Annotated in this window: 23 protein-coding genes and 1 pseudogene; 8 read left to right on the forward strand and 16 right to left on the reverse strand. The window is 45.6% G+C overall.

Annotated elements, in window-relative coordinates:
- Positions 1-42 precede the first annotated feature (42 nt).
- The 5 genes from L865_RS0100310 to L865_RS0100335 all read right to left on the reverse strand — a co-directional run bounded on the left by L865_RS0100310 (position 43) and on the right by L865_RS0100335 (position 7414).
- On the reverse strand, positions 43-762 hold the full coding sequence (locus L865_RS0100310) for a PilZ domain-containing protein (protein ID WP_028771398.1): 720 nt from the start codon (positions 760-762) through the stop codon (positions 43-45).
- 253 nt (positions 763-1015) lie between these two features.
- Positions 1016-3070, reverse strand: a complete 2055-nt coding sequence (locus L865_RS0100320) for a TonB-dependent receptor (protein WP_028771399.1) — start codon at positions 3068-3070, stop codon at positions 1016-1018.
- Between the two features lie 121 nt (positions 3071-3191).
- Positions 3192-4532, reverse strand: a complete 1341-nt coding sequence (locus L865_RS0100325) for a sensor histidine kinase (RefSeq protein ID WP_028771400.1) — start codon at positions 4530-4532, stop codon at positions 3192-3194.
- Entirely contained in the window at positions 4529-5215 is a 687-nt protein-coding gene (locus L865_RS0100330; RefSeq protein ID WP_028771401.1) for a response regulator transcription factor, read from the reverse strand. The genes L865_RS0100325 and L865_RS0100330 overlap by 4 nt, the downstream gene beginning before the upstream one ends.
- A 96-nt stretch (positions 5216-5311) precedes the next feature.
- Positions 5312-7414 carry an ATP-dependent helicase gene (locus tag L865_RS0100335; protein ID WP_028771402.1) on the reverse strand — a complete coding sequence of 701 codons (2103 nt, stop codon included), beginning with the start codon at positions 7412-7414 and terminating at the stop codon, positions 5312-5314.
- A gap of 644 nt (positions 7415-8058) precedes the next feature.
- On the opposite strand from L865_RS0100335, the pseudogene L865_RS26105 reads away from it, so the two are divergent.
- The 4 genes and pseudogenes from L865_RS26105 to L865_RS25975 form a co-directional block, all read left to right on the forward strand.
- Positions 8059-8460: pseudogene (locus L865_RS26105) on the forward strand (methyl-accepting chemotaxis protein); the annotation flags it as partial.
- A 30-nt stretch (positions 8461-8490) separates the two neighbouring features.
- The gene (locus L865_RS26110) at positions 8491-8871 is read left to right on the forward strand and encodes a CZB domain-containing protein (protein ID WP_245608371.1); all 381 of its coding nucleotides are present in this window, start codon (positions 8491-8493) and stop codon (positions 8869-8871) included.
- A gap of 518 nt (positions 8872-9389) precedes the next feature.
- The gene (locus L865_RS0100350; RefSeq protein ID WP_028771404.1) at positions 9390-11453 is read left to right on the forward strand and encodes a M13 family metallopeptidase; all 2064 of its coding nucleotides are present in this window, start codon (positions 9390-9392) and stop codon (positions 11451-11453) included.
- Between the two features lie 304 nt (positions 11454-11757).
- Positions 11758-12252 carry a type II secretion system protein gene (locus tag L865_RS25975; protein ID WP_028771405.1) on the forward strand — a complete coding sequence of 165 codons (495 nt, stop codon included), beginning with the start codon at positions 11758-11760 and terminating at the stop codon, positions 12250-12252.
- Positions 12253-12271: 19 nt separating this feature from the next.
- Here the strand turns inward: L865_RS25975 and L865_RS0100360 are convergent, their stop codons facing one another.
- Together L865_RS0100360 and L865_RS0100365 are read right to left on the reverse strand one after the other, a co-directional pair.
- Positions 12272-13234, reverse strand: coding sequence for a class I SAM-dependent methyltransferase (locus L865_RS0100360; RefSeq protein WP_028771406.1), 963 nt, complete (start codon positions 13232-13234; stop codon positions 12272-12274).
- Positions 13235-13339: 105 nt separating this feature from the next.
- Positions 13340-13588 carry a hypothetical protein gene (locus L865_RS0100365; RefSeq protein ID WP_028771407.1) on the reverse strand — a complete coding sequence of 83 codons (249 nt, stop codon included), beginning with the start codon at positions 13586-13588 and terminating at the stop codon, positions 13340-13342.
- A 441-nt stretch (positions 13589-14029) separates the two neighbouring features.
- Between L865_RS0100365 and L865_RS0100375 the strand changes: the two genes are divergently transcribed.
- Positions 14030-14365, forward strand: coding sequence for a hypothetical protein (locus L865_RS0100375; RefSeq protein ID WP_028771408.1), 336 nt, complete (start codon positions 14030-14032; stop codon positions 14363-14365).
- Between the two features lie 58 nt (positions 14366-14423).
- Here L865_RS0100375 and L865_RS0100380 read toward each other — a convergent pair whose 3' ends face one another.
- Entirely contained in the window at positions 14424-15083 is a 660-nt protein-coding gene (locus L865_RS0100380; protein WP_028771409.1) for an NAD(P)H-dependent oxidoreductase, read from the reverse strand.
- A 166-nt stretch (positions 15084-15249) separates the two neighbouring features.
- The gene (locus L865_RS0100385) at positions 15250-16248 is read right to left on the reverse strand and encodes a substrate-binding domain-containing protein (protein WP_028771410.1); all 999 of its coding nucleotides are present in this window, start codon (positions 16246-16248) and stop codon (positions 15250-15252) included.
- 214 nt (positions 16249-16462) lie between these two features.
- On the opposite strand from L865_RS0100385, the gene L865_RS25980 reads away from it, so the two are divergent.
- Both L865_RS25980 and L865_RS22740 read left to right on the forward strand, forming a co-directional pair.
- A complete protein-coding gene (locus tag L865_RS25980) occupies positions 16463-16603 on the forward strand; it encodes a sporulation protein (RefSeq protein ID WP_281171094.1) in 141 nt (46 codons plus the stop codon).
- 19 nt (positions 16604-16622) lie between these two features.
- Positions 16623-17216, forward strand: coding sequence for a sporulation protein (locus tag L865_RS22740; protein ID WP_281171095.1), 594 nt, complete (start codon positions 16623-16625; stop codon positions 17214-17216).
- A 20-nt stretch (positions 17217-17236) separates the two neighbouring features.
- Here the strand turns inward: L865_RS22740 and L865_RS0100395 are convergent, their stop codons facing one another.
- The 4 genes from L865_RS0100395 to L865_RS22745 form a co-directional block, all read right to left on the reverse strand.
- The gene (locus L865_RS0100395; RefSeq protein ID WP_028771411.1) at positions 17237-18124 is read right to left on the reverse strand and encodes a DMT family transporter; all 888 of its coding nucleotides are present in this window, start codon (positions 18122-18124) and stop codon (positions 17237-17239) included.
- Between the two features lie 123 nt (positions 18125-18247).
- Complete coding sequence (locus L865_RS0100400; RefSeq protein WP_028771412.1) at positions 18248-19345, reverse strand: alkene reductase; 1098 nt, start codon at positions 19343-19345, stop codon at positions 18248-18250.
- A 58-nt stretch (positions 19346-19403) separates the two neighbouring features.
- Positions 19404-19787: a lactoylglutathione lyase gene (gene gloA, locus L865_RS0100405; RefSeq protein WP_028771413.1), complete on the reverse strand. Its 384-nt coding sequence runs from the start codon at positions 19785-19787 to the stop codon at positions 19404-19406.
- Between the two features lie 339 nt (positions 19788-20126).
- The gene (locus L865_RS22745; RefSeq protein WP_051484341.1) at positions 20127-21833 is read right to left on the reverse strand and encodes a sensor domain-containing diguanylate cyclase; all 1707 of its coding nucleotides are present in this window, start codon (positions 21831-21833) and stop codon (positions 20127-20129) included.
- Positions 21834-22149: 316 nt separating this feature from the next.
- Here L865_RS22745 and L865_RS0100415 point away from each other — a divergent pair, with 316 nt between their 5' ends.
- Positions 22150-23325 (forward strand): M20 aminoacylase family protein, encoded by a 1176-nt coding sequence (locus L865_RS0100415; RefSeq protein WP_028771414.1) that lies wholly within the window; start codon positions 22150-22152, stop codon positions 23323-23325.
- 28 nt (positions 23326-23353) lie between these two features.
- On the opposite strand, the gene L865_RS0100420 is transcribed toward L865_RS0100415, so the two are convergent.
- The 3 genes from L865_RS0100420 to L865_RS24720 all read right to left on the reverse strand — a co-directional run bounded on the left by L865_RS0100420 (position 23354) and on the right by L865_RS24720 (position 24582).
- On the reverse strand, positions 23354-23593 hold the full coding sequence (locus L865_RS0100420) for a hypothetical protein (protein ID WP_028771415.1): 240 nt from the start codon (positions 23591-23593) through the stop codon (positions 23354-23356).
- Between the two features lie 116 nt (positions 23594-23709).
- The gene (locus L865_RS0100425) at positions 23710-24378 is read right to left on the reverse strand and encodes a flavin reductase family protein (protein ID WP_028771416.1); all 669 of its coding nucleotides are present in this window, start codon (positions 24376-24378) and stop codon (positions 23710-23712) included.
- Positions 24379-24399: 21 nt separating this feature from the next.
- Positions 24400-24582: a DUF2256 domain-containing protein gene (locus tag L865_RS24720; RefSeq protein WP_084632426.1), complete on the reverse strand. Its 183-nt coding sequence runs from the start codon at positions 24580-24582 to the stop codon at positions 24400-24402.
- Positions 24583-24763: the final 181 nt, after the last annotated feature.

Consider the following 24763-nt stretch of genomic DNA (forward strand, 5'->3'; position numbering starts at 1 on the left):
TGAGCCTCTGTGGCTGACATACCAGCAAAACAGAAGCAGAAATTAGCCAGCTTTCGGTAGCAACTGGTATTGCACAAACTGAGCGATTAGGTGTTTGTCCTCTTGGCTCATCTGCTCGGCAATGAACTCTATGCCCAACGACAACACACCATTACGTGCAGCATTACTGTTAGTCACCTTAGCTTTGATTTTCAGCGGTGCCGCCTGAGTATCTAAACCAATATCTAGCGTTATCATTCTGTCCAGATGATTTAATACCCTAGCCGGACTATTGGCCTTAAATCGGCAACCGGAGACTGAAATATCATGAAGAGTGCCGGTCAGAACCTGGGTATATTGATCTGAACTGGCTTTTTGCAGGCTTATGCTGGCAGGCAGCTGGGTTGCCAATCTAGCCTGCTGACGCAAATGGAACAGCTCTAGCTTGCTAGGATAATCAACAAATAATAAGTAATAAGGTACTCTGCTTACCGATTGAATACGCACTTTAAAAGCCACACATGCTCCGGTATCCCCCTCGATAATGGCTCTAACAACCACACTTTGGCCTTCAGCCAACATGGTTTCATGGGCAGTAAATGCGGTTTTAGGCAATGCCAACAAAAAGTACTTGCCGCTCTGCGAACCAACAACCCGGCCTTTGAGGCGCTCATTACTAAAGAAAGCAAACTCTATATCAATATGGCTATCGGCCTTAAGCAAATCCAAAGTATGGTTAATTTGCTCTGGCTCAGTAACAAGTTGTACGCGTTTGTTGCTCACTATGCTGATACTCCATGATAAATAGGCAAGGCCCACCAAGGGTCAAAGTCGATTTACGGGGAATATTAGCCAAGCATGGCAAAGACAATTGATCATTTCGCGCCAGTGGCATCATCTACTTGCTGGCATGGCGCAATCCGCCCAAATCCATTTAGTGATGTCGATAACAATGGTGTTGTGGGCTTTATTTGCTAGATAGCAAAAAGCGACCTCATTGGTTGAGGTCGCTTTAAACTAGAAGAACCGGGGGAAACTAAAATTGATAACCTAAGGATAAACGGATATCTCGTCCGGCTTCATACAAACCTGCGACGCCTTCCCAACCAGCAATATGGTTGTAATCGCCAACACTTGAATGATCACGATATTGCTCATCAAATAAATTTTGCACCGCCAAATTGAGCGTCAATGAGCCATCGGTCAATGGCTGCCATTGCACATAGATATCGTGTACTTGGTAGCTCGGTTTATCAATGGTTTGCGTCTGTTCAATCCAGCCAAGTTCGACACCACGCTGAAGCACTTCGATATCATCTAAGGCAAATACGTAGTTCATATTCCAACCCAGTTCAAACTCATCTGACAGCATATAATTCACATTGAGCCCCAAGGTATCGCCGCGGGCATTTGCTAAACCGATATGCTCGTAGCCTTCAACTGTATTACCGTTTAATTCAGCATCGTTATTGGCATAACTTGCTGCTACACGCCAATCGTCATACCAATAGACACCACGCAGTTCAAAGCCCTTGGTTTCAAGCGTGCCAATGTTTTCATAAAGCACACCTCTACCGAGCTGGTCTAAAATAACATTATCAATATCAGAGCGATAAACCGAAGCCGTCAACTGCCAACTGTCATCTTGGTAAGTGAGTCCTAGCTCAGTATTATCAACCTCTTCGGCTTGCAAGTTCGGGTCGATAGACTGCCAGTCAGGTGCCTGTTCGAGCGTGAAAGCATCACCAACTTCTTTACCACGCATAGCTTGAGCATAACCCGCTGTTACTTGCCAGTGTTGGTTAATATCATATTTAAGCCCCACATTCGGGCTAACACCATCACTGTCTATGCTATGACCATAAGTCTCTTGTTTGACATCGTACTGATCGTAGCGCACACCGAAACTCAACAGTAAATCGCGAGTCACTTGCCAATGGTCTTGAACATAAACCCCTTGTACCGTGCCCGTCTCTTTGAACTTACCCACAGTTGGATCCCAAGCCCATTGCTGCCACACATCTGCTGAAGCTAAGTATTCACTGCTAACTTCGTCTTTGCGATATTCAACTCCGTAAGTGAGGGTATGATTTCCAAAAACACTCATATTACGTAGGTCAAAGCCATAGCTTTTCATTTCAGCACCGTAGGCACCCCAGCGGTCAAATCGATTCTGCTCAACTGACGATGCCGTATGGTAAAGCGTGGTTTCTAAATTAAGCCACTGATTGGCATTCCAAAGATGATTAGCGACAAACGTTTCGCGACTCCCATCCATAGGAAACAGCGTGTCACCCTCTAATGTGGGCCAGTTTGGACGGGCACCAAAATCCCCTTTCTCTTGGCGATTTTCATAACTTAAGCTAAGGTTTTGGTTAGCTGTTAGCTCGCCGTTGATCTTAATAAACCCTAAAGCCTGTTCGGCCGCGGTACCAAAGAGTTCATTGCCGTCGCCATCTTGCATATTGTCACGGTCGACATAAATATAAGAACCTAATACCCCCCAATTTTCACTCAGGTTGCCATATAAAGTAGCGCTGGCTTTGTAACCATCATTGCTAAAATACCCAGCCTTGACTGTGCCACCAAACTGCTCGTCGCTATCAAGCAAATCATCAACATTTTTAGTCTTAAAGCGAATCGCGCCGCCGATAGCCCCTGCACCACTTGTTGCCTCACCCGCGCCTGCTTGAACCTCAACTTGTTTAAGTAATTCAGGGTCAATTGCCACACGACCAATATGATGAAATAGTGTTCCCGTTTGCGGGGCACCATCAACCGTGACGTTAAACAACGTATCTTCAAGACCACGAATATATACCTTTTGAGCGATGCCTAACGACCCACCCACAGATACAGATGGAACAAAGCGAAAAATGTCAGCTAAGTCATTGGCTTGATACTTCTCCAACTCTGCCGGCGTAATCTCGGTGTTCGTGGTATGGCCCACAACCACGATCGACTCTATGGGTGGTAGCTCGGTATCAAGCTGAGTCTTATCTGCCTCTGCGCTTTGTGCGGCAACGGGAAAAATCGCCAGCGAAATCGCCACTGCTAATGCAGAAAGCCTGTTGGAGATTGGAGAAGTCATCAATTTAAAGCCCCTAATAATTCACAAAATATAAATGCGAATTATTATCATTACGACAGAAATTGACAGTAGTTTTACAATTGTTACATTCTTTACACTTGATAGCCCTATGAATAATGGGCTAGTTGAGCGGAATATCTACCTGCATTTGCAACCCACCTTGAGGGCGATTGTTCGCTGTTATTTTGGCGCGAATGGTCGCCAATTGCCTACGCGCCAGCGCTAGGCCAAGGCCAAAGCTATTACCTTGAGCAGCACGTGATTTATCTAACCTAAAGAAAGGCTTAAATATATTTTCTAGGTGCTTTATGGGAACACCTGGGCCCTCATCTTCAATTGAGATCTGTACCCATTTTCCGGTAAGTATTACAACAATACTCACTTTGCCGCCAACAGGTGTATGACGTAGAGCATTGCGTAAAATGTTTTCTAACGCTTGACCGGCTGCACGATGGCTAGAGTGATAAATAGTCAGGTTATCGGGCATTTGGCAATCTATATGCCTGTCTGGAAACTCAAATCTTGCATCATCTATCAACACATCAAGTAGGTCGATAATCTCAACCTCTTCCTGCTGTAACTGCGGCTGCTCATTCTCTAACCAGGCTAACGTTAACGTATCTTCAACTAACTGGCGAATCTGCTTAGATTCACGCTCAATTCTTTCCACAGGATGAGGGTCATAATGGCAAGGCTGCAGGGCCTGTACTGCAATATCAAGGCGGGTCAATGGAGTACGTAATTCATGGGACAAGTCCGCGATAAGCTGACGTTGATTATAGATCTGCCCACTAATACGGGTGGCCATGTGATCAAATACGCGCGCAAGCTCTGAGAACTCATCATTGCGGTTGCCCATCACCGTTTGCGCACGCACATCATAATTGCCGCTACTAAAACGACTCGTGGTCATCTGCAGTTGCAATAAGGGTTTCATTATGTGCCGGTACAACACAAGCGCTAGCAGCGCCAGCAAAATGGTTGGCAGCACAATTTGAAAAATCACCTCAACATGACGCCAATAAACTCCCGGTCGCATCCGCTCGGGCAATTGGATCAAAAAGCTCACTCGCTGCTCATCAAAGGGTAACTCCATCACCGGATTGTCAGCAAAATACAGGTGCACTTTCCAATCGACACTGCGACCTAGATTGTAACCGCTAAAAAACCGAGCTTTAAGCGGATCGCCTGCCAGTTGCTGCACGTCAAACTTAGCCACAGCTAACCAGGTACTTTCTTGCTCACCTAACTGAAGTAACCACTGCTGCAATACCTGTTTATCTCCAGCGAGATATAGACGCTCCGCCTCTTTGCCCCACTGAGTGAGTTGCGCGCGATGTTCATTTGCAAGAAAGCTCATTCCCTCTTCGGTGCGTGAGGTTAATATACTTATCATGTAAAACAAGGCGACCACTCCTGTGGCGACCAGCAAGCATAGCTTCCAGAATAGTTTTCGATTCATAGCAAGCAATAACCTTTACCATGGCAAGTTTGCAAGCGATCACCGCGCCAATGAGCATCGTTAAGCTTGCGCCTAACACGGCTCAAATGCATATCTAAACTACGATCATAAGCGCCAATGGTGCGGTTGAGTACACGTTGGTATAGGTACGCTTTGCTTAGCACCTCACCTTGGTTCGCCATCAACTCCCACAGTAATTTAAATTGAATCGGCGTAAAATCTAATTGTTGTTCAGCGACCCAAACCGACTGTAACTGATGATCGGCACGCAGTGTATCAAGATGCAGAGTTTGTTGACTGAGTGCGGTGTTAGCAGGCTGGCTGCGTCTAAGCAGTGCTTCGATACGTAACAGCAGTTCAACTGAGCTAAAGGGCTTGGCGACATAATCATCAGCACCTTGACTAAAACCTTGAATGCGTTCTTGCTCGGCCCCTTTAGCCGTCACCATTATCACCGGCGTTAGGCAGGACTTACGCAGAATATTTAACAGAGAGAAGCCGTCCCTTTCGGGCAGCATTACATCAAGTAAAATAAGTTGATAATTTGCCGATGTTGCTTGCAGTAAGCCGCTTTCACCATCAAAGCAACTGGTAACCGCAAAGCCGTTTTCTGTGAGTAGTTCTACAAGGTGTTGATTGAGAATAACATCATCCTCAATCACTAAAATATTTGTCGCATCCATGACTTCATCTGCTTAAAAGTGAAGCATCACAGTGTAATCAATCCCCACCTATAGGCCTATCTTTATCCGCTGTAGACAATGTAAAGATTGGCCCGATCACTTATCCCACATGCCCAATACAGATTTACGTATATCAGTAATGGCACTGCGACCCGCTTTTAGCTCTTGTGCATCGGGACGAGTTTTTGGATAGTGGGATTTAACCAATAGCTTACTGACTGCGTCAGTAATGAAGCGGCTTTTACCACCATAAACATGCTTATCCCCCCAACTTTGCTGTTCTGGCACCCAGTACTTTAACGGTTGAATAAGGTGTAACTCCTCTTTTGCCCGGGTGATTGCCACATTGAGCAAACGCCGCTCCTCCTCGATTTGCCGCGCATCACCAGCGGCATACTCATTGGGAAAATTACCATCGGCCATATTCAGTAAAAATACACTATGCCACTCTTGGCCTTTCGCGCTATGCACCGTCGATAAGATCAAGAAATCGTCATCAATGTGTGGGTCACCGGCCAGGTCGCCGCTTGACTGTGGCGGGTCTAAAGTTAACTCGGTTAAAAATCGCTGCCGAGATGAATATTGCCCAGCCAGCTGGATGAGTTGCTCTATATCACCCCAACGAACAAAACCATCTTCGTAATTTCTCTCAAGCAAACCTTGATAGGCATTGGCTGCCAACTGAGTTTGTGCAGGCCAAGCCACAGTGTTGCTGTTGATGCCTACCAGTGCACTGACTAACAATTGCGATTCATCTTGCGCCGCACTCGGGAAACTGAAACTTGCTAAACTGCCAATATCGAGCTGATTCTCAAGCACATGTAAAATCGCTTTTTCGGCAATTTTAGGACCGACACCCGGCAGTAGCTTTAACACCCTAAATGCAGACATTCTATGTTTGGGGTTATCGGCCCAGCGCATCAATGCCAGCAGATCTTTGACATGAGATGCTTCTAAGAACTTAAGCCCCCCATACTTCACATAAGGTATATTGCGACGGGTTAGCTCAAGCTCAAGACGATCGCTGTGGTAACTGGAGCGAAATAATACCGCCTGCTGTTTTAGTTCCGTACCAGCTTCTCGTGCTGCGAGCACCTGCTCAACAATATATTCAGCCTGTTTAACATCATCATCTACCGACACTAACTTAGGTGCAGGCCCCTGCTTTTTATCGCTAAATAGTTCGACTTTATACCCTTCGCTGCCTTCACTTAATAACGTATTAGACAGGTCAAGAATAGCTTGGTGCGAGCGATAATTTTGCTTGAGAGAAATGATGGTAGCCGGTGAACTAAACTGCTGGGAAAAGTTAAGAATGTTGTCTACTGTTGCACAGCGAAAACCGTAAATAGATTGGGCGTCATCGCCAACGACCGTGACTCCCTTTCCCGTCGGAAACAGCCGCGTCAATATGCCAGCTTGCAGCACATTCGTGTCTTGGTATTCATCCACTAAAATATAGTCAAACTGGGCTCGGATTAGCGCTGCAATCTCCTCAACAGCAGCCATGTGATAGCAGTACAGCAACAGATCATCATAGTCTAAGCAAAACTGCTCTGCTTTAGCGTGCGCATATGCGCCAAAAAGCTGTTTTAGCTCATCATGCCAGTCACTGCAATGGGGAAAATGGCTATCCACCACTTCATCGAGAGGTTGCTGCGCGTTGACACAACGTGAGTATATTTCTAAACAGGTTTTCTTTTTCGGAAAGCGTTTATCGGTATGGCTAAAGCCAAGCTCATGACGAATGATGTCGAGCATATCGGCGGCATCATTGCGATCCATCACAGTAAAGTCGCGCTCTAAACCTATGCTCAAAGCATATTCACGCAATAAACGGACAGCAATAGAATGAAATGTTCCCATCCAAGGCAGTGACACGGCCATATCGGTTGCGCTTTTAGCGGAGTTTGCCGCGAGCCCTGAGTCATTGGCCTGCAGCCATTGCTGCTCAACAATACGCGAGGCTCTAGAGGCCAGCTCTGCGGCGGCTCGGCGCGCGAAGGTCATCAACAAAATCCGCTCTGGCTGAGCACCATTAAGCATTAGCTCAGCTGCACGATGGGCCAAGGTATTAGTTTTGCCGGTGCCCGCGCCTGCAATCACTAGCAGCGGGCATGATGCATCGATGCCAGCATCGGATATTCCAAACTCAACGGCTTGGCGTTGCTGTTGATTAAGCTCTATTTTCACTGCCATTTATTGATCGCTCAACAAAGGAGCTGCCTACAACAATATAGGGTTACCACGCAGCTCAGTTTTCTCTGTGTTGTATAGTAACTTTTTTGCTAGCAAATGGTAACGGCATGCCGAGTTTCGACAGCATTGATTGATAATAAAAATGGCAGTTCGGACTAATAAAACCTAGAAAAAACCACAGATGTATCCCCTCTCCCACCTGTTTAGTAACATTTCAAAGCAATGAGATTTAACCTCCTGTCTAACGTCACAGTATGACGTTTTCCCCACCAATCTAAGGCCGCTATTTGATAAGTTAAACCATCGGTCTTTCCTTCACTAGGCAAGGCTATAGCGGGGTTCACAGTTACACCAAGGAGCGTTCGATGCTATTTAGTACTAAGCTAAAACAACAAAATCAAGCTTTACAGCAGCAACTCGAAACACTGACCGCTGAGTATCAGCAACAGGTTGAATCATTAAAACAACAATTGCTGGAAAAAGACCAACTCTTGGCTAACCTCACCGCCAGCCAAGAGCTGGATGCTGCATTAATGCTGAGCCATTTACGAGGCGGCGAAATGCTCACAGCCATTCGTTCCGGATTGGCCCACAGCGCAGACAACTTGGTCCATGAAAATGATGAGCTAAAGGTGCTCGATGAGATGTTCAATCAAACCCATACAGCATTGAATCGCTTGTCTTCTAGAGCAACTAATATTGTTGGCCAAGCCGACAAGAGCATGCATGCAACTGAAGAGCTGAATCGAACTGCCAGCTCAATTGGCGGTTTAGTTCAATCGATACAGGAAATATCCGATCAAACAAACCTGTTGGCACTCAATGCAGCGATTGAAGCAGCACGAGCAGGGAGTGCTGGTCGAGGTTTTGCAGTCGTTGCTGACGAAGTGCGTAATTTGGCAGCCAAGGCACATCAGGCCAGTGGCAAAATTGAAACTCTGGTCAATCAAGTGATGAAGCAAACTCAAAGCATCAGAACCACCATCAGCGATAATCAACAATGTGCCATGGAAGTGTCTGCCTCATCTGAGCAAATCGATGCAGTAGTGCGCAGCGTCCTCAACAAATCAGCACACATGCAGGAGGTTATCCGCATCGCGACAGCGCAAACGTTTTTAGATACGGTGAAATTGGATCATGCAGTCTGGAAAAATAATATCTATCAACAGATAGAGCAAAACCAATTCTCTACACCGGTTAACACCCACACAGAGTGCCGACTAGGAAAATGGTACTTTGAAGGTCAAGGGGCGCAACTTTACCGTCACTTGCCGAGTTTTAATCTTATCGATCCACCGCACAAGAGCGTACACGAATCGGGCAAACAGGCGTTGGCAGCTGGACTCAAGCAAAATTATCAAGACATCATCGCACAGATCAACAATATGGAAGATGCCAGTGAGCAGGTGGTTGCGGCGATTGACAGCTTATTACAAGAAGTGATAACTCAACGCTAGCACTGCTTTGTTGAACAAAAAAAGCGGTCATCCATGACCTTATCGATGCACTGCCACCAAGTAGGTGGCAGCCTGAAATCAACTCGCCATAAAATGAAAGTGCTAATTAAAGCCACTGTTCGTTAGCGACTGTTATCCATAACATAACAAGGTTAATAAACTACCTAGCGGTAAAGCATACTCAAATGTGCTGGTATCCCTGGCTCTCAACAGGAATGCCAAACACTATCTCAGTCAAATAGGGCAAGATTTGCTAGCCCTATTTGGCCGCTAGCTTAACGGCAAACTACACAAGTGCATAGTCACACGAACAACTGGATCCCTTCCCTTGTAAAATACTTCCATAGCGATCACATTTTCTCAGTCAGTATGATTGCGTTTGCATCGACTAAATGGAGCCGATAAATTTTGCTAACATTTATTCGATTGACTTCTGACGCGATTCTTACAAGATAGAGCGGTTTAATAAAAAATAAAATTGACAGCACTACCGCACTCTTGAAGGAATTAAGAAAACAATGAAAAAGTCCTTAGTCGCAATCGCATTAGCCACAAGCTTATTGACCGCTTGTGGTACCTCAGAGGTAAACACTAATAGTACTAGCGCCACCGCTCCCGCCGCCAAAGCAGAGCTAGGTAGCTTTGGGGTTGATTTAACCGCACAAAATGAAGCAGTTAAACCGGGTGATGATTTCTTTATGTACGCCAGTGGTACTTGGTATGACAACTATGTCATGCCTGCAGACAAAACTCGCTTTGGTGCATTTACCGGTCTTGCTGAGCGCAGCGAAAAGCAGGTAAAAGAGATCATCGATGACATCGCCAGTCGTAAAGACCTCAATGCCGAAGAGCAGTTAATCGCTGACTTCTACAACGCTTATATGGACACCGACACCATAAACAAGCAAGGCATTACCCCAATTAAACCCACTCTTGAGCAAATCAGCGCGATCCAAAATACTGATGATTTGACCAAAGTTTTTGGTCAAGCGTGGCTCACTGGCGCAGCATCACCTATTGCAGGTGGTATGTGGTTTAACCGGTTAGACCCCAACCAGTATCAAATGTCGATTGGTGCCAGCGGTCTTGGCTTGCCGGATCGTTCTTACTATCTTGAAGACAGCGAGCGCTTCGCCAATATTCGCAGCGCTTATGTCGCCCACATTGCTGAAATGCTCGCGTATGCAGGCATTGAAGATGGACAAGCACGTGCAGAAGCCATTTTAGCGCTGGAAACAAAAATGGCAGAAGGCCAGTGGCCTCGTGAAAAACGCCGTAATCGTGACCTAACCCTGAATCAAATCGCCCGTGCTGATCTTGCTAAGAGTTACCCCGGCTTTGACTGGGATCTCTACTTCAAGCAAACCGGCTACCAAGTACCTGAGCTGAATATTTCACAGCCTGATCCTGTCAACGCCATGATTACCTTGGTGAATGAACAGCCTCTTAATGTATGGCAAGACTACTTGACCTTCCATACCATCAGCAACAATGCAGACTTACTGGCTGAAGATATCTACAACACCAGTTTTGCGTTTTACGGCAAAATACTGCGCGGTCAAGAAGAGCCTCGTCCACGTTGGAAACGTGCCGTGTCAGAAATGTCTGGCACTCAGTCGCTAGGTTTTGCCATCGGTAAAGTCTACGTTGCCCGCTACTTCCCAGAATCTTCTAAGAAGCAGATGGCAGAGTTGGTTGAAAACCTGCGCACCGCTATGGGCCAACGTATCGATGGCTTAGATTGGATGGGGGCAGAAACTAAAGTCAATGCGCACGCTAAACTCGCCGCATTCAACCCTAAGATTGGTTATCCAGATGTATGGCAAGAGTTTGATGGCCTAGCGTTAACCAAGGACAACCTACTGACTAATGTACAGAACCTGCGCCAATTCTTCCGCGAAGACAGTGTCGCAAAAGAGCTCAAGAAAACCGATCGCAACCGCTGGGGCATGACACCACAGCGCGTGAACGCCTACTACAATAGTTCGTTCAATGAGATTGTATTCCCAGCGGCTATTCTGCAACCACCGTTTTTCGATCCTAATGCCGACCCTGCAGTCAACTATGGCGGGATTGGTGCCGTTATTGGCCACGAAATGGGACACGGGTTTGATGACCAAGGTTCTAAATCGGATGCCAACGGTATTCAGCGTAACTGGTGGACAGATGCTGACCGCGCAGCTTTTGAAGCCAAAGCTGATCAGCTTGCCGCGCAATACAGTCAGTACGAGCCAATTCCAGACAACTTTGTTAATGGCCGTAACAGCCTTGGCGAGAACATTGGTGATGTCGGCGGACTGGCGATGGCTTACCACGCTTACAAGCTTAGCCTCAACGGCAAAGAAGCCCCTGTCATTGATGGGGTAACAGGTGATCAACGCTTCTTCCTTGCTTGGGCACAAGTTTGGAAAGAAAAGCGTACTGAACAAAGCATGCTTAATCAGCTGCGCGCTGGTACCCACGCGCCAGGTCGCTACCGCGCCCTAGCACCGCGTAACCACGATGCATGGTACAAAGCCTTTGATGTTAAGCCAGGTGATAAACTGTACCTTTCTGAAGAAGAACGTGTTCGTATTTGGTAATCATTAGCTGATTTATTACTAAAACAAAACGCCAGTCAATGACTGGCGTTTTTTATTGAACATGCCGCTAAAAAAGAACCACAATAAGCTCAGTTCTAACCATCAATGGTATTGAAATTACTGGACATAACATTAATACCTTAAGCGATACAGCACGCTGACATACCTAACGATAGGCCTCTGCACTCTGTTACACCACCTCAGCCAACTGACTATCATTTCTATACTGGCATGGCGCCAAAAGATAACTAATCCGCCTTCAACTCCTAGATAATGCCCAACAATTATTGAGGAGGCATTATCTATGAAAGGTAATCAAGGTTTTACCCTAATCGAATTAGTTGTAGTGATTATTGTGCTCGGTATTCTAGCGGTCACCGCAGCACCTAAATTCATTAACTTACAAAGTGACGCTTATGAGTCAACCTTACAAGGCATGTCGGGTGCTTTGCTCAGTGCCAATAATTTAGTGTATTCGAAAGCCGCCATCAACGGTGTTGAAAACGTCGAATCCATTGATGCATCTAGCATCGGTGATGAATATGTTGGCGGGACGTTAGTCTACGGCAAGATGCAAGCGGATGAGACCACTTTAACCCTATTTGTTGAGGGGCTAGATGATACCGAAGCTTGGACACTCGAGCCAAACGGCACCGTTAATATGCGCATCCATCCTGCTGGACACGCTACTATCGGTGCTGGTGCGGGGAACTGCTTTGTACAATACAGTCATCAATGGACTGACGTGCTAGGTAACGTCTATCCGGCTAAAACCACACTGTACACCGATGACTGCTAAGGTTAACAAAAACAGCTAATTAACTGCTTTTGTTAACCTGTAGTCGCCATGCAAGTATTTGTTTGTCGTCACTCACTAAACTATCTAGGCTGGCTAGGGTTACTTTATTTGTCAAACAAGGCTGCAGTGTCGCTAACAACGTCTCCTGAGATTGAGCAGCGGCAATTAATTCACCCAAGCGGGTTTTTAATGCAAGTTGCTGTTCCGAGCAATGATTAATAAAGCTCTGGCGCTTATCTAATGGCCAGCCTAAACCCTGCTTAAAATACTGGGATACATATGTAAGCAACTCGCTATCTTCAAGCCCTTGCTGGCTAATTTGTGCCAATATCGACAGTGCCTCATTGAGCGAAATACGCAAGGATTCGCACTCCTTACTGGTTTTAATCACTTCAAGGTCTTGTTGCGTACGTACTTGAATCATGGCATTCGCTAGACCTGCCAAGCAGTCGATGACTTGAGCGGCTTTTGGATGACTAATGACCTGCAAAATGTCACGATTGCGATTGATAATTAGTGAATCTTCATGGTGCCCAATAATGACTAATTTGCCACCTGGCTTCAGGACTCTTATTGCTTCAACAAGCGATTTATTTAAATCAGAGTATTCTATTCCAAATTGAGAAGTAACAATATCAAAATGATCATCAGGAAAACTCAGTTTCGCGCAATCCACGCCACCGATTAGTTCGACGGCTAGGTACTCCGAATTCTTAGGGCGGTAATCATTAACAGTGGCAAGGTCCACTCCTATTACCTGACCATACTTTTTATCTTCAGCGAAGTGGTCTGCAATCAGCTGCGGAATAGCGCCATTACCCGTTGCTAAATCCAGCACAGCAAAGTTATCTGGTAAATTAACGATTATATCTTGCCATACCTCTTTTAATACGCCGGTATAGTTACCTGAAAAACTCTGACCAAATGACGTGATATGCCCTTGTTGCCAGTAATTGCTCCAATGCTGATTCGGTGTTGTCATGCTTAAGCTCTTATTGTTGTCGTTAGAATGGGAGAGGCGACGACTTATTAATTGGTCTTCAATACTAGGTCAAAGTGGTGACTCATAGCAATCAACTAAACTATGTTAATGTTTATTTTTGACGCCATTTTGTACCAGCGATTTACCGCTGTTAAAAACTTCATCGGTTATCCAGCGGGCATGCAATAGCTTGTGGTTATTATCAAACACCGCGACAAAATGGCGACCATCTGCATTATTGGTCGCCATCCCCACACCAGCGACATTCTCTAACCCTAAGCCACCACTCTCAACCGCTAATAAAAAGCTTTCTAGGTCGGCGAGATTATCGATTACATCTTGTTCATTGTTCATTGTTCATAAGCACTCTTGATGGTTTGGTTGCCAAAGACAGTTCAGCAAATACCTTTTTGGGAGGCGCCGCGGTCTTGGCTGATGAAGGTTAAGTTTGATGGGCCGATTTTTTCAACTAACGTCCATGCTGTCAACGGCGGCTTGCAAGAGCCGGGGTCACTTTACCAGCAATTAGCCACTTGAAATCGTTGGACTTTGAGTGGGTTTGGTTTTTTTAGATATAAAAAACAATAAAAAACCACATAAAATCAAATAGAAAAAGTGACCTACTGCACAATTAGTTTGCCTACGTAAACCAAGTGGTTGCAGTTAACATTTTGCCGTCAGAACCACATGGTAAGGTGTGTTCATGCCCGCTAGCAGATGCACTCTGTGTATTTGTGTGGCCGTTTTAACTCTTTGTTCGCATCATAGGCTTTCATGATAAATAGGTTTATCCATATGAAAAAAACACTCTACTTAAGTTTGTTAACTTGCGTTTTATCAACCTCTGCAGTGGCAGAAAACCTCGATCCTGATATCGCGGTTGGGATGGCAGGTCTAATGGTTTGTAGTACTTTCTACAGTGAAAATAATATGCAAGTTGAGGGGACAATTGTCGGCTCAGCCGCCACTGCCCATATGAAGGCGGGAATAGATCAAATGATAGTCAGTGAACAGACCAGCGAAAAGCTTGAGGCTTACATGGACAATTTCAAAGCATCCAGTAAAGAGCAACGCTTTCAAATTTGTGACCAAGCCATCGAGTTTGCACGCACCAGCCGTTTTGCCGGTTAACTAGCCAAACAGGCTAGTCGATGACTAGCCTGTATAATGCAATTAAGCCTACTTAAGTTTATAGCACTGCAATCACATCTTCTGCAGCTAGACGCGCTTTAGGCAAACCATGGTTATAGTCATCGCCATCAAGATGATAGCCAATAGCCAGCGCAAACTCACACACATAACCGTCTAGTTCTGCATCAAAAGCTTCACCAATTAACGTAGCATCGACCCCTTCCATTGGCGTGGAGTCAATCCCTAAACGGGCTAACACATGCAGAGTATTGCCCAGTGCGATATAAGTCTGTGCCTTGGTCCAGTGACCGTTAAACCCTGACTCGTCGGTGTTCGACTCGGCGAAGGTAAAGCCACCATTTAACATGTTGTCGTACATTTCAGCAGGTAAATGTCCTGAACTCACTTCGACATCAACACGTTTGCGATAATCATCTTTGCTGAAATATGGGTTGTGAGCAAATAAGATAATGTGTGATGCTTCTTTAGCGTGAGGCTGATTGAACTGATGCATTTTGGCAAAAGTATTGTGAAAGCGTTGCTTAGCCTCGGCCGTTTCTAGCACGATAAACTTCCAAGGTTGAGAGTTTATTGAAGAGGCTGATAAACGCATAGCTTCTGTCAATACCGCCATATCATCAGCAGCAACACGTTTGCTGGCATCATACTTTTTAACGGTGTAGCGGCGATTTAGGTCACGGATAATAGGATGAGACATGGCGGATTTCCTTACTAAGTAATGTTAATGGCGCCATATTACGTCCATAAACCTACCCAATAAATGGGAATTAAAACCAATCATTATGGATAAAAGTATCCACAATAAGACATACCACTTATCATCTTAGCCATCGCTTAATGCCACCTAAACGCTACCTTGTCCCTCAATCCAAACAGGTCTTGTAGTTGATCTGATCGCAAAAGCGTAGCGGGATCTCTACGGTATGTTGATACGACTGCTGATTGACGATTTGATACAAGGTTTTAATGGCCTGCTTACCCATTTCAAATGGGTTTTGACCCACATTTGCTGCTACCACCCCCTCTGCCAAGTAAGTCATCTGCTGCCGGGCAGTATCGCCAATAACCAGTACCATTTGCTGCGATTGTAGTGCCTCCCGGTAAGGTTCAACGGTGAGTCGAAAAGTGTCTGAAAATTGCACCCACCCCCCTACCGCAACAAAAGCATCGACCAGATCGTCATTGTAGAGTTTTAAAACAGTTTGCAAATCTTGGAGTGCATCTACATTGTGGCCAAAGTTGTGCATTGGTGGCCGAAACTCTCGCCAACCGTTCTCTCCTTGCAACCTTTCACCTGGGGGCTTAGTGTAGGTTTTTCCTGATAGTGCCATACGAATACCCATCACCCGTTGATTGAGATTAGGCGAATCTGGGCGGCCACTTTGTATTATCAATACCCCACCATCAGGTCTAAGACGCTGCAGCTGCATGCCTAAGCCTTGGCCTATTGCAAGGTTGTCTGAGCCAACGTAGGCCTTGCGAATATTGGGGTTGGTTTGTAGGGTTGCTGCACTAAAATCTGCATCATAAGTAATAAGTGGAATGCCTAAACGCGCAGCTTTTGCCACACTGTGAGCGGCCAAAAATTCTGACTGTGTCACGGCAATGGCAATGCCATCGACACCTTGATCAAGCAGCTCAGATATAATTTTATCTTGCAGCCTGACATCAATATGTTTGTTGCCTCTAAAAATACACTCGACATTGCCCAGTTCAGCGGCGGCAACACGGCACCCTTCTGCGGTCGCCATAAAGAACGGGTTATCGGTTTCTTTGGGAACCATAGCAAGGCGCCATGTTTTGGCAAATGCAGGCGTTGCAAAACATAAACTCGCTATCAGACCTAACCAGCTCAATCGCATATGCAGTCCTCACTTTCCGTTCGGCAAACGATGCTGTTAATAAGTATAGGTATGGGCGGTTATATAGGAAAGTATTAGCCAAAATCAGCATGCAGGCGCAGATATCGCCGCCCGGTCAGCGAGCCTCGCATTCGGTTACAAACTGGCAATTGAATCGTTTTAACGTCAATGCTAGGGTCTAGTCAAAGAAACAAATAAGACTAAGGAAAGCATAATGTTGAAGAAAATTCTTGCTAGTGTTGGCATCGGCAAAGCAACAGTCGATACCCTACTGTTAAGCCCTCAGCTCAAAGCCGGAGAAGATTTCAGCGTCGAAGTTATTATTAAAGGTGGCGACGTAGAACAACAAGCTTAATGGATTAGAGTTTGCCATTATGGCGCAGGCCAAAACCGAACAAAAACTGGGCGATGAAGAGGTCAAATACAATAAGAGTGTCGTGCTTCAAAGTTGGAAGCCGATGCTTAATCAAACGATTGGGGCTAACGAGACTCTCAGCCGCCAGTTTAAACTCAATTTGCATCCAGAAGCCCCTGCAACACGTCTATTTGGGCAGCAGATAGCCAAGGTGTGGCTACAAACTGGGCTAGACATTAAAAACGGTATTGATGGGAGTGATAAAGATCCACTCGTAATCGAACCTTCTAATACACAATTGGCAGTGCTAGAGATGATTGAAAACAGCGGTTATCGGTTATACAAAACCGATATTGAAGCCGGTGGCATAAGAACACGCGAATTTAGCTCTCACCTGCCCTGTTACCAAGAATACGAATTTAAACCTCAATCTCGCTCATTCTTTGGCGCGCGAGAACTTGAAGTAACATTTGTCGACAATGGCGCAGAAACTGGGGTACTTATCGAAATTGACCGGGCCTTTGTCGGTGACGGTTATCGTAGCATCTCAATCCCTAACCACTGTGATAGTGTTGAATCAGTCAAGCCGTATATTGAACGATTACTAAGCTAATCAGCTCCGACCAGTACTGGTTAATTACCGGTACTGGCTTGCTGCAATTGTTTCAATTTTGCTTCTCGACGAGACAGCTTAATGTAAGCTATCAGTGATAACATAATCAAACCGGCGCCGACTAATTTTTGCCAAGCTAGCTGCTCTTGCAATAGCGTAATGCTAAGTAACATGGTCCAAACGGGCTCCAAAATCATAATCAAAGCCGCCGTCTCTAATTTAACTTTATATTGCCCCATAGTTTGCAGTAAATAGCGCACCGACGTTGCAAATACGGTGGAGATAACAAACCACCAAAGCAAATTCCACGAGTAATCAACCACAGCCGGTTCACTCAATGACGCGGTAATAAGTCCAACGACACCGACGGCAAAAAGCTGCAAGCAGATTGATAACAAGGGGGGTAAACGACTACCTATGTTTTTGTTAAGCACAAAATGAATCGACAGCAGCGCCGACGCCATTAAAAAATACAACTGGCTACTTTCAAGATGCCAACCACTGCCGAGTGTCAGCAGCGCCATGCCCATCATGCTGACCGGCAAGGCCAGCCAAAATGAACGATTGGGCTTAATCTGAAACAATGACCAAGAGACAAGTGGGGCGATAATCATCGCGAGACTCATAATAAACGCCCCTTCAGATAAACTATCGCTAATGGTGACCGCATGCACCCATACTTGCAGTGCGAGCCCTAAAAATACGCCAACCCCAAGGACAGTTAGAATTTGCTTGAGATCCAGCTTAGCTAAACGCTGATAGCAAAAAGGCAGCAGTATCAGACTGGCCAAAACAAAGCGTACCCCCAAAAACAGGTCGCCAGGCATATGGCTAACAACAAACTTTGACGCCACCCAGCCCATCGCAGCAAGTAAGGTTGCAATCAATAAGTAAATGATACCGCGCATTAATACCACTCTAAGCCGCTTTGCTTGCAGCAAAGCTACAAGGTTAGAAAAACAAATAGCAACTCATTTGAGTTGCTATTGACAGGAACAAAGCCGATTTTAACCTATTAGTGATTAAGCAAACTACTGGCCGTACTCACAATAATCGGTTAAACCTTTCTCTGCACCACCAAACAATGTAGCAGGATCATGACTGGCTAATGGATAACCGTATTTAATTCGGTTAGGTAAATCTGGGTTAGCCACAAACGGGCGACCAAAGCCAACCATATCGGCTAAACCGGCTTCCAGTACCGTCGCCGCTTTTTGCGCGTCGTATTTTCCAGCGTAAATTAGCACACCCTCGTACGCTTCACGGACAGCTTGCTTGAATGAGGCTGGCGTATCTGGCGCATCATCCCAGTCAACTTCAGCGATATGCAGATAGACAATTTTATGCTGATTCAACATGGCTGCTGCTGCGGTATAAGTTTCCTCTGGGTTAGCGTCAACCGTACCATTTAGCGATGTGAAAGGCGCTAGACGTACACCCACACGTTCTGCACCAATGGCTTCAACCATTGCCGCCACAACTTCACTTAAAAAGCGTAGCCGATTCTCCACACTTCCACCGTATTCATCAGTGCGACTATTCGCTTCTGAATCAATAAACTGGTTAATCAAGTAACCATTAGCCGCATGTAGCTCAACACCATCAAAGCCCGCTTCAATGGCATTGAGTGCGGCTTGACGATATTGCTCAATAACAAGATTAATGTCGTCTTTGGTCATAGCACGAGGCTCAACCACATCAACAAATCCGGGCTCATCCGTACCATTATCAATAAATACTTTAACGCTTTCGGCTTTAATCGCAGAAGATGAAATCGGCTGCTGTCCGCCAATATTATCTGGATGAGTCACTCGACCGACATGCCACAATTGCGCAAAAATAACCCCGCCTTTTTGGTGTACGGCATCAGTTGTTAATTTCCAGCCAGCGATTTGCTCGGCGGTATAAATACCAGGGGTCCAAGCGTAACCTTGCCCCATGGCTGATATCTGAGTACCTTCAGCCACAATCAGGCCTGCTTGTGCACGCTGAGCATAATATTGCGCCATAATGGCATTGGCGCTATTGCCTGGTTGGCTGGCACGCGAGCGCGTCATTGGTGGCATAACAATGCGGTTTTTAAGACTGTGCTCACCCAGCTGAACTGGGTTAAATAATGGGTTTGTCATAATATCATCCTCATGCAATACAGCCGCATCTTGGCAGCTGCGCGATAATCTGTCGGTTTTAGTCCAGCTGAATCAATTCGATTTGATATCCATCGGGATCGGTAATGAAAGCGATATGCGTCTCGCCACCTTTTACCGGCCCTGGTGCACGGGTCACATTGCCTCCTAACTGGGCAATTTTTTCGCACGCAAGGTAGATATCTTCAACACCGAGCGCAACATGCCCAAACGCATTGCCCATTTCGTACTCATGGGTATCCCAGTTGTGAGTCAGTTCAATCGTGGCGCTGTCAGGACCATTGTCATAGCCAACAAACACCAATGTATATCGATACTGCTGGTTATCGGCTCTTTGCAACTCCTTCATGCCCAGCACTTGGGTATAAAACGCGATTGATTTCTCTAAGTCAGCAACGCGTAACATGGTATGTAAGAATTTCATATAGACCTCAAGCTTTGTGCAATGTGATGGCCCAACGAGCAATACTCGTTGTAGCGAATACCGACATCATACGGACAATACAAATAACAAACTAATTATCAATTCTTCTTAATTTGATAAATATTATTTATAGATGTAGTGACTAACATGAATGGATAACACAGAGGAGTTTTAGCAATTTTGCTAAGCAAGCTAAAAAATCGGTTAATAAAAAGCGCTGGGGGTAATAGCCGCTTTATATACGCTAAAAGCGCAAAGCAAAGCCAATTGACTGCGGCTTTAAACGGCCCACATTGATTAACACAGGCAACGAGCCGGTATAAAATGAAAAGAGAGGCGCTATTTCAATAGTGGCGTCACTACCTTATTTCCCAGCTCCTTTTTGTCCTTAGCTTCCTCACAACTATATTCGGCTGTACTGGCTTGATAGGCCAGAACTTGATCCCGTCCTTGCTCCTTAGCGCGATACAGCGCCATATCAGCAAACTTAACTAATTGGTCTCTATCGCCTTGCACTTTAGGGTAATTCACCACACCGATAGAAACGGTGACTTTTCCTAGAGACAACCCTTTGAGCTCAAGGTGCAATTCGGCAATTTGTTTACGGATACGATTGGCCAACTCAAATGCACTTTCCACTGATCGATTTGGCACGATAACCGCTAACTCCTCTCCCCCTAATCGACAAGCAACGTCGTCAGCGCTGATCATCTGAACGATTAAGGTACTGACCTCTTTAAGCACATAGTCTCCTGCATCATGTCCAAAATTATCATTGAAACGTTTGAAATGATCTAAATCTAGCATCATTAACGTCATGGTTTGTTGGCTGTTTTTGGCTTCTAGTAGCAATGTGTCAAACGACTGCTCAAAATGACGGCGGTTATACAGCCCCGTCAGCGGATCACTTAGCGCCTGCGAGCGCAGTTTGTCCTGTAAGCTTAAATTAGCCAACGCCAGACCCAAGTGCTCAGCCACGGTAAAAGCCAACCGCAAGGTTGCCGGGTCAACGACTACAGATGATGCCCCAAAATATAAATGCAGCATACCGATTGTATTGCCATGGGCGGTTAGCGGGATACAAAGGGTTTGGTCACTACCAAGTTCAGCCATATGCGAGCATGGAAGACAGTGATAGTCGTCATTGGAGAGATGATATTTTCCTTTACGTAACGCCCAACAATCATTTGGCGAATAGACCTGAGTCGCAGGCCAAGGCTTGCCCCAATCCAGTTTAACTTCGAGTTGATTACGCGATGCGCGCATCATGGCTACGCTGCCGTTGATCTCCCCCAAAATACGCGGAACAATATCCTCGACGACCTTTTGCGTTTCAGCTATCGAAGTACACGCCGCTAGCATATTCGCTAATCGATGCAACAACTCAATCTCTTTAGTTCGATGCATAATACGCTCTTCTTGCTGCTCACGTTCTTTAGCTACCCGGTGATTCACCTGATAAGCACTAAGCATGCTACTTCCTGCCATTGCCGCTGCAGAAATTGATAACAATACAATGAAAATCCACATTAATTCATCGGACATGGTTTTCAACTCATCCATTGGCATTGCCATCCTGACAACATAAGGTTCATTGTCCAAAATCACTCTTTGGGCAACGTAGAGCATGTCTACTTTAAGTGCACTGCTAAAATGAATATTTTCGCCAACGCCAACCTTGAACGCACTGGCAATTTCCTCCCGTAACAGATGATTATCCATTGCTATCATCTCTAAGTAGCTCAACGAAGTATCGGCTAATACCACGCCTTCTGCGTCAATCAGTGTAATACGCTTGTCTTTAGTCGCTTGAGAAAGGTTACTAAAATAATTATGTCGTGCTGCTGAAGAGAGAGTAGCGAGGTATTGCTGATCATTGGTGATATGGACGACAACATCTTTAGTTAGCCCAGAAAGGTGACTTTTTATCGTTTTTGTCACCCACTTATCTAAACTTGAATTAAGAAAAAATAAGCCGCCTAAGATAGAAATCAGCAACATCACTAGCGGTAAATACTGCCATTTCTTGTCAAATAACATCGACATGGGCGCCATCCTTTGCAAAGAATCGATTTAAAATCGATGGCAATGGCCATCGCTATAAGTAAAGCAGAAATATCCGCTTTTCACCAACCGAGCCGATGATTAATGGACGTGACCTAGCCCAGTGTGTGACAAACAGATATCAAGGCAGGAGCTAAGTTAAGGTTTTTGTCATGCTGGTATCACTATTGGAGTGGGAGATACAAATCATCACCACAGCTTACTTGCCCACAAACTCACCATTCGATAGCCTGTAACCAACGCCATGAAAACCACTTTGCCTCTAACAATACTCCATTAGCCGATACCGAGACGATAGATGATCAACGAACTTAAACAGCACAATGAAATGTTCACTCAATGGCGCAAAGCCATTCATCAACACCCTGAATTAGGTTTTGAAGAACAGCAAACCGCTGACTTTGTCGCCAACAAGTTACGCCAATGGGGCCTAGATGAAGTGCATACTGGCATAGCGACTACAGGAGTCGTGGGGGTGTTAAGAGGCCAATCACCCAATAGCCGCGCTATTGGGCTGCGGGCTGATATGGATGCGCTAGCATTAGATGAAGCTAACGATTTTAGTCATGCATCGCATATTGCCGGCAAAATGCATGCCTGTGGCCACGATGGCCATACCGCCATTTTATTAGCAAGCGCCTGGTATTTAGCGCAAAATCGTAACTTCAGCGGTACGGTTTATTTTATTTTCCAACCTGCTGAAGAGGGGCTTGGTGGCGCACAGGCTATGATTGATGACGGGCTATTCGAACGCTTTAAATATGACAGGATTTATGCGCTACACAATATGCCGGGTATTCCGCAGTCGCATATCTGGCTCAAGCCCGGCCCACTGATGGCGAGTGCTGATCGCTTTGATATTGCCATTGAGGCTAAAGGAGGCCATGCAGCAATGCCGCAGCACCTGATTGACCCCTCTTTAGTGATGAGCAATATCATTCTTAGCGCGCAAACAATTGTTAGTCGTAATACATCACCGCTCGACACCTGTGTCATCTCATTTACCGATATCCACAGTGGTGAAGGGACATACAACGTGGTGCCCGATAGCGCTCAATTAAAGGGTTGCTTGCGTACTTTTAATCCGCAAGTACGACAACAAGCCCTTGAGCGCTTACAACAAGTGGTTGAGCAAACAGCAAAACTGTATGGTGCAACGGCGAATTTAACAATACAACCTGGCAGTTACCCTGCAACAGTCAATGAGCAACAATCCTATGAGTTTGCCGCAAACATCGCCGAGCAATTGCTTGGCAAAGAACGGGTAAATACTCACTGTGACCCGCTATCAGGCAGTGAAGACTTCTCCTTTATGCTCAATAAAGTGGCAGGCTGTTATTTGCTGTTAGGTAATGGCTTGAGCGGCGAGAAAGGTGGCGTGTGTGTACATAACCCACATTATGATTTTAATGATGACATCATCCCAGTGGGAGCGGCGCTATTCTGCTCGCTTGTCACGGCAGAACTTAAGTAAAAACATACTGAATAGTTTGCGCAATAAGTTAGTGCTGACTATCTTGCTGCTCGGCTTCACGCTTGACCAAAATAAATGTCAGGTACATCTTGGTTGGCAGTGACAGCGCCATCCCCACGGCCACACACACCGCACTGAGAATGATACCTTTGACCCCCATGGCCTCAACACTGGGGCTAAAGTTATGAAAGTAGATACCGGTTAAAATCAGGCAAATTCCCAAGACTATGCATGATTTCAGTAGCCGGATAAGTTTTGCATCTGACATGATGTCCAATATTGAGTTGTATTAAACCTGCATCAATCATGACTAAATATTAGCCAGCACGCGTTGATTCAGATCAAGCTAATATGTTTGTCTCTGCGCTGTTGATTTAGGTATTTTTAATCCGACTCAAACTCTGACTCTCCAGCCACTGACAAATGAATCGGTAATGTGTCAGGCTTAGCGTAGCTTAGTCTCGCTAAGCGTTGGCCGCGGTGATAGCTGTCTAGCCCTGTGACCGCTACCGCCTCTAGTGCTTCAATGTCTATGTAGCCATCTTGCTTAAGGGCGCAATCGGGCACTATCACATGCTGCACTTCTCCAATCACTAAAAGCGTGTCATTCAAAGACAGTGGTGATATTTCTCGAACCGCTAATGCCACTTTAAGCTCGCTTTCAGCAACAAATGGCGCAGTAAATCCGGCAATAAACTGCTCAGTGAGTCCAACCTGGGTGAACTCTGATACCGATGAAAGATAGCGAGCAGAAGTCTGATGTGCTCGCCTAAAATTGGCCGAGTTAACCTGATTTAACGTATAGCACTGCGTCGCTTTGATATTTGTAAGGGTATCCCTTGGCACACTGTCAGGACGAATGATCATCCCCATCAGCGCAGGATCTGCACCGATATGGAACACGGAGCTGACGATCGCCAAGTTGCTATTGCCGCTACTATCAATGCTGCCAACCAAATTGGCACTTTTAAACCCAGATAGGCTATTGATAAAGCGAGCACGATAACGCTGCTCCATTGCTTCGAAATCAGCTTGGGTAAAATGTTTGTTCATATTGATTTCATCGTTAGTTATTTATCCCGCCACATCACCACAGTGTTGATTGTGTACATTCATCTCACTGGCAACATGTCTGTGCCCAGCACAACGCTTAGAGCAATACTTAACCTCATCCCAGTCTTTGCGCCACTTCTTGCGCCAGGTAAAAGGGCGCACGCAAACAGGGCAGAGTTTCCATGGTAATGATGATTTATTCATAAGTAGGCCTCTAATTGAGTGTCACTGGCTATGCTGGCAACTACCAGTCAGTACGCACCAAAGTACATTTCGGTTCACTTCTCTTGACGGAACCGAAATGTCGACAGCTTCACCAGCCAATGGTCATCGCACACATTTTTTAGTAACGTATCTGATTAATAGCGAAATTATCTGAGGTGCG

Origin of the sequence: Shewanella waksmanii ATCC BAA-643 (assembly GCF_000518805.1) — a bacterium.
Lineage (GTDB): Bacteria > Pseudomonadota > Gammaproteobacteria > Enterobacterales > Shewanellaceae > Shewanella > Shewanella waksmanii.

Excerpts from the sequence above, each read along its gene's own strand:
- L865_RS0100385 (WP_028771410.1), bottom strand. The coding sequence starts at position 16,248 with ATGCGATTGAGCTGGTTAGGTCTGATAGCGAGTTTATGTTTTGCAACG.
- L865_RS0100395 (WP_028771411.1), bottom strand. The coding sequence starts at position 18,124 with ATGCGCGGTATCATTTACTTATTGATTGCAACCTTACTTGCTGCGATG.
- L865_RS24720 (WP_084632426.1), bottom strand. The coding sequence starts at position 24,582 with ATGAATAAATCATCATTACCATGGAAACTCTGCCCTGTTTGCGTGCGC.
- L865_RS0100420 (WP_028771415.1), bottom strand. The coding sequence starts at position 23,593 with ATGTCAGATGCAAAACTTATCCGGCTACTGAAATCATGCATAGTCTTG.
- L865_RS0100375 (WP_028771408.1), top strand. The coding sequence starts at position 14,030 with ATGAAAAAAACACTCTACTTAAGTTTGTTAACTTGCGTTTTATCAACC.
- L865_RS22745 (WP_051484341.1), bottom strand. The coding sequence starts at position 21,833 with ATGTCGATGTTATTTGACAAGAAATGGCAGTATTTACCGCTAGTGATG.
- L865_RS0100415 (WP_028771414.1), top strand. The coding sequence starts at position 22,150 with ATGATCAACGAACTTAAACAGCACAATGAAATGTTCACTCAATGGCGC.
- L865_RS25975 (WP_028771405.1), top strand. The coding sequence starts at position 11,758 with ATGAAAGGTAATCAAGGTTTTACCCTAATCGAATTAGTTGTAGTGATT.
- L865_RS0100400 (WP_028771412.1), bottom strand. The coding sequence starts at position 19,345 with ATGACAAACCCATTATTTAACCCAGTTCAGCTGGGTGAGCACAGTCTT.
- L865_RS0100360 (WP_028771406.1), bottom strand. The coding sequence starts at position 13,234 with ATGACAACACCGAATCAGCATTGGAGCAATTACTGGCAACAAGGGCAT.
- L865_RS22740 (WP_281171095.1), top strand. The coding sequence starts at position 16,623 with ATGGCGCAGGCCAAAACCGAACAAAAACTGGGCGATGAAGAGGTCAAA.
- L865_RS0100330 (WP_028771401.1), bottom strand. The coding sequence starts at position 5,215 with ATGGATGCGACAAATATTTTAGTGATTGAGGATGATGTTATTCTCAAT.
- L865_RS0100335 (WP_028771402.1), bottom strand. The coding sequence starts at position 7,414 with ATGGCAGTGAAAATAGAGCTTAATCAACAGCAACGCCAAGCCGTTGAG.
- L865_RS0100350 (WP_028771404.1), top strand. The coding sequence starts at position 9,390 with ATGAAAAAGTCCTTAGTCGCAATCGCATTAGCCACAAGCTTATTGACC.
- L865_RS0100325 (WP_028771400.1), bottom strand. The coding sequence starts at position 4,532 with ATGAATCGAAAACTATTCTGGAAGCTATGCTTGCTGGTCGCCACAGGA.
- gloA (WP_028771413.1), bottom strand. The coding sequence starts at position 19,787 with ATGAAATTCTTACATACCATGTTACGCGTTGCTGACTTAGAGAAATCA.
- L865_RS0100380 (WP_028771409.1), bottom strand. The coding sequence starts at position 15,083 with ATGTCTCATCCTATTATCCGTGACCTAAATCGCCGCTACACCGTTAAA.
- L865_RS0100365 (WP_028771407.1), bottom strand. The coding sequence starts at position 13,588 with ATGAACAATGAACAAGATGTAATCGATAATCTCGCCGACCTAGAAAGC.
- L865_RS25980 (WP_281171094.1), top strand. The coding sequence starts at position 16,463 with ATGTTGAAGAAAATTCTTGCTAGTGTTGGCATCGGCAAAGCAACAGTC.
- L865_RS26110 (WP_245608371.1), top strand. The coding sequence starts at position 8,491 with ATGCAGGAGGTTATCCGCATCGCGACAGCGCAAACGTTTTTAGATACG.
- L865_RS0100425 (WP_028771416.1), bottom strand. The coding sequence starts at position 24,378 with ATGAACAAACATTTTACCCAAGCTGATTTCGAAGCAATGGAGCAGCGT.
- L865_RS0100320 (WP_028771399.1), bottom strand. The coding sequence starts at position 3,070 with ATGACTTCTCCAATCTCCAACAGGCTTTCTGCATTAGCAGTGGCGATT.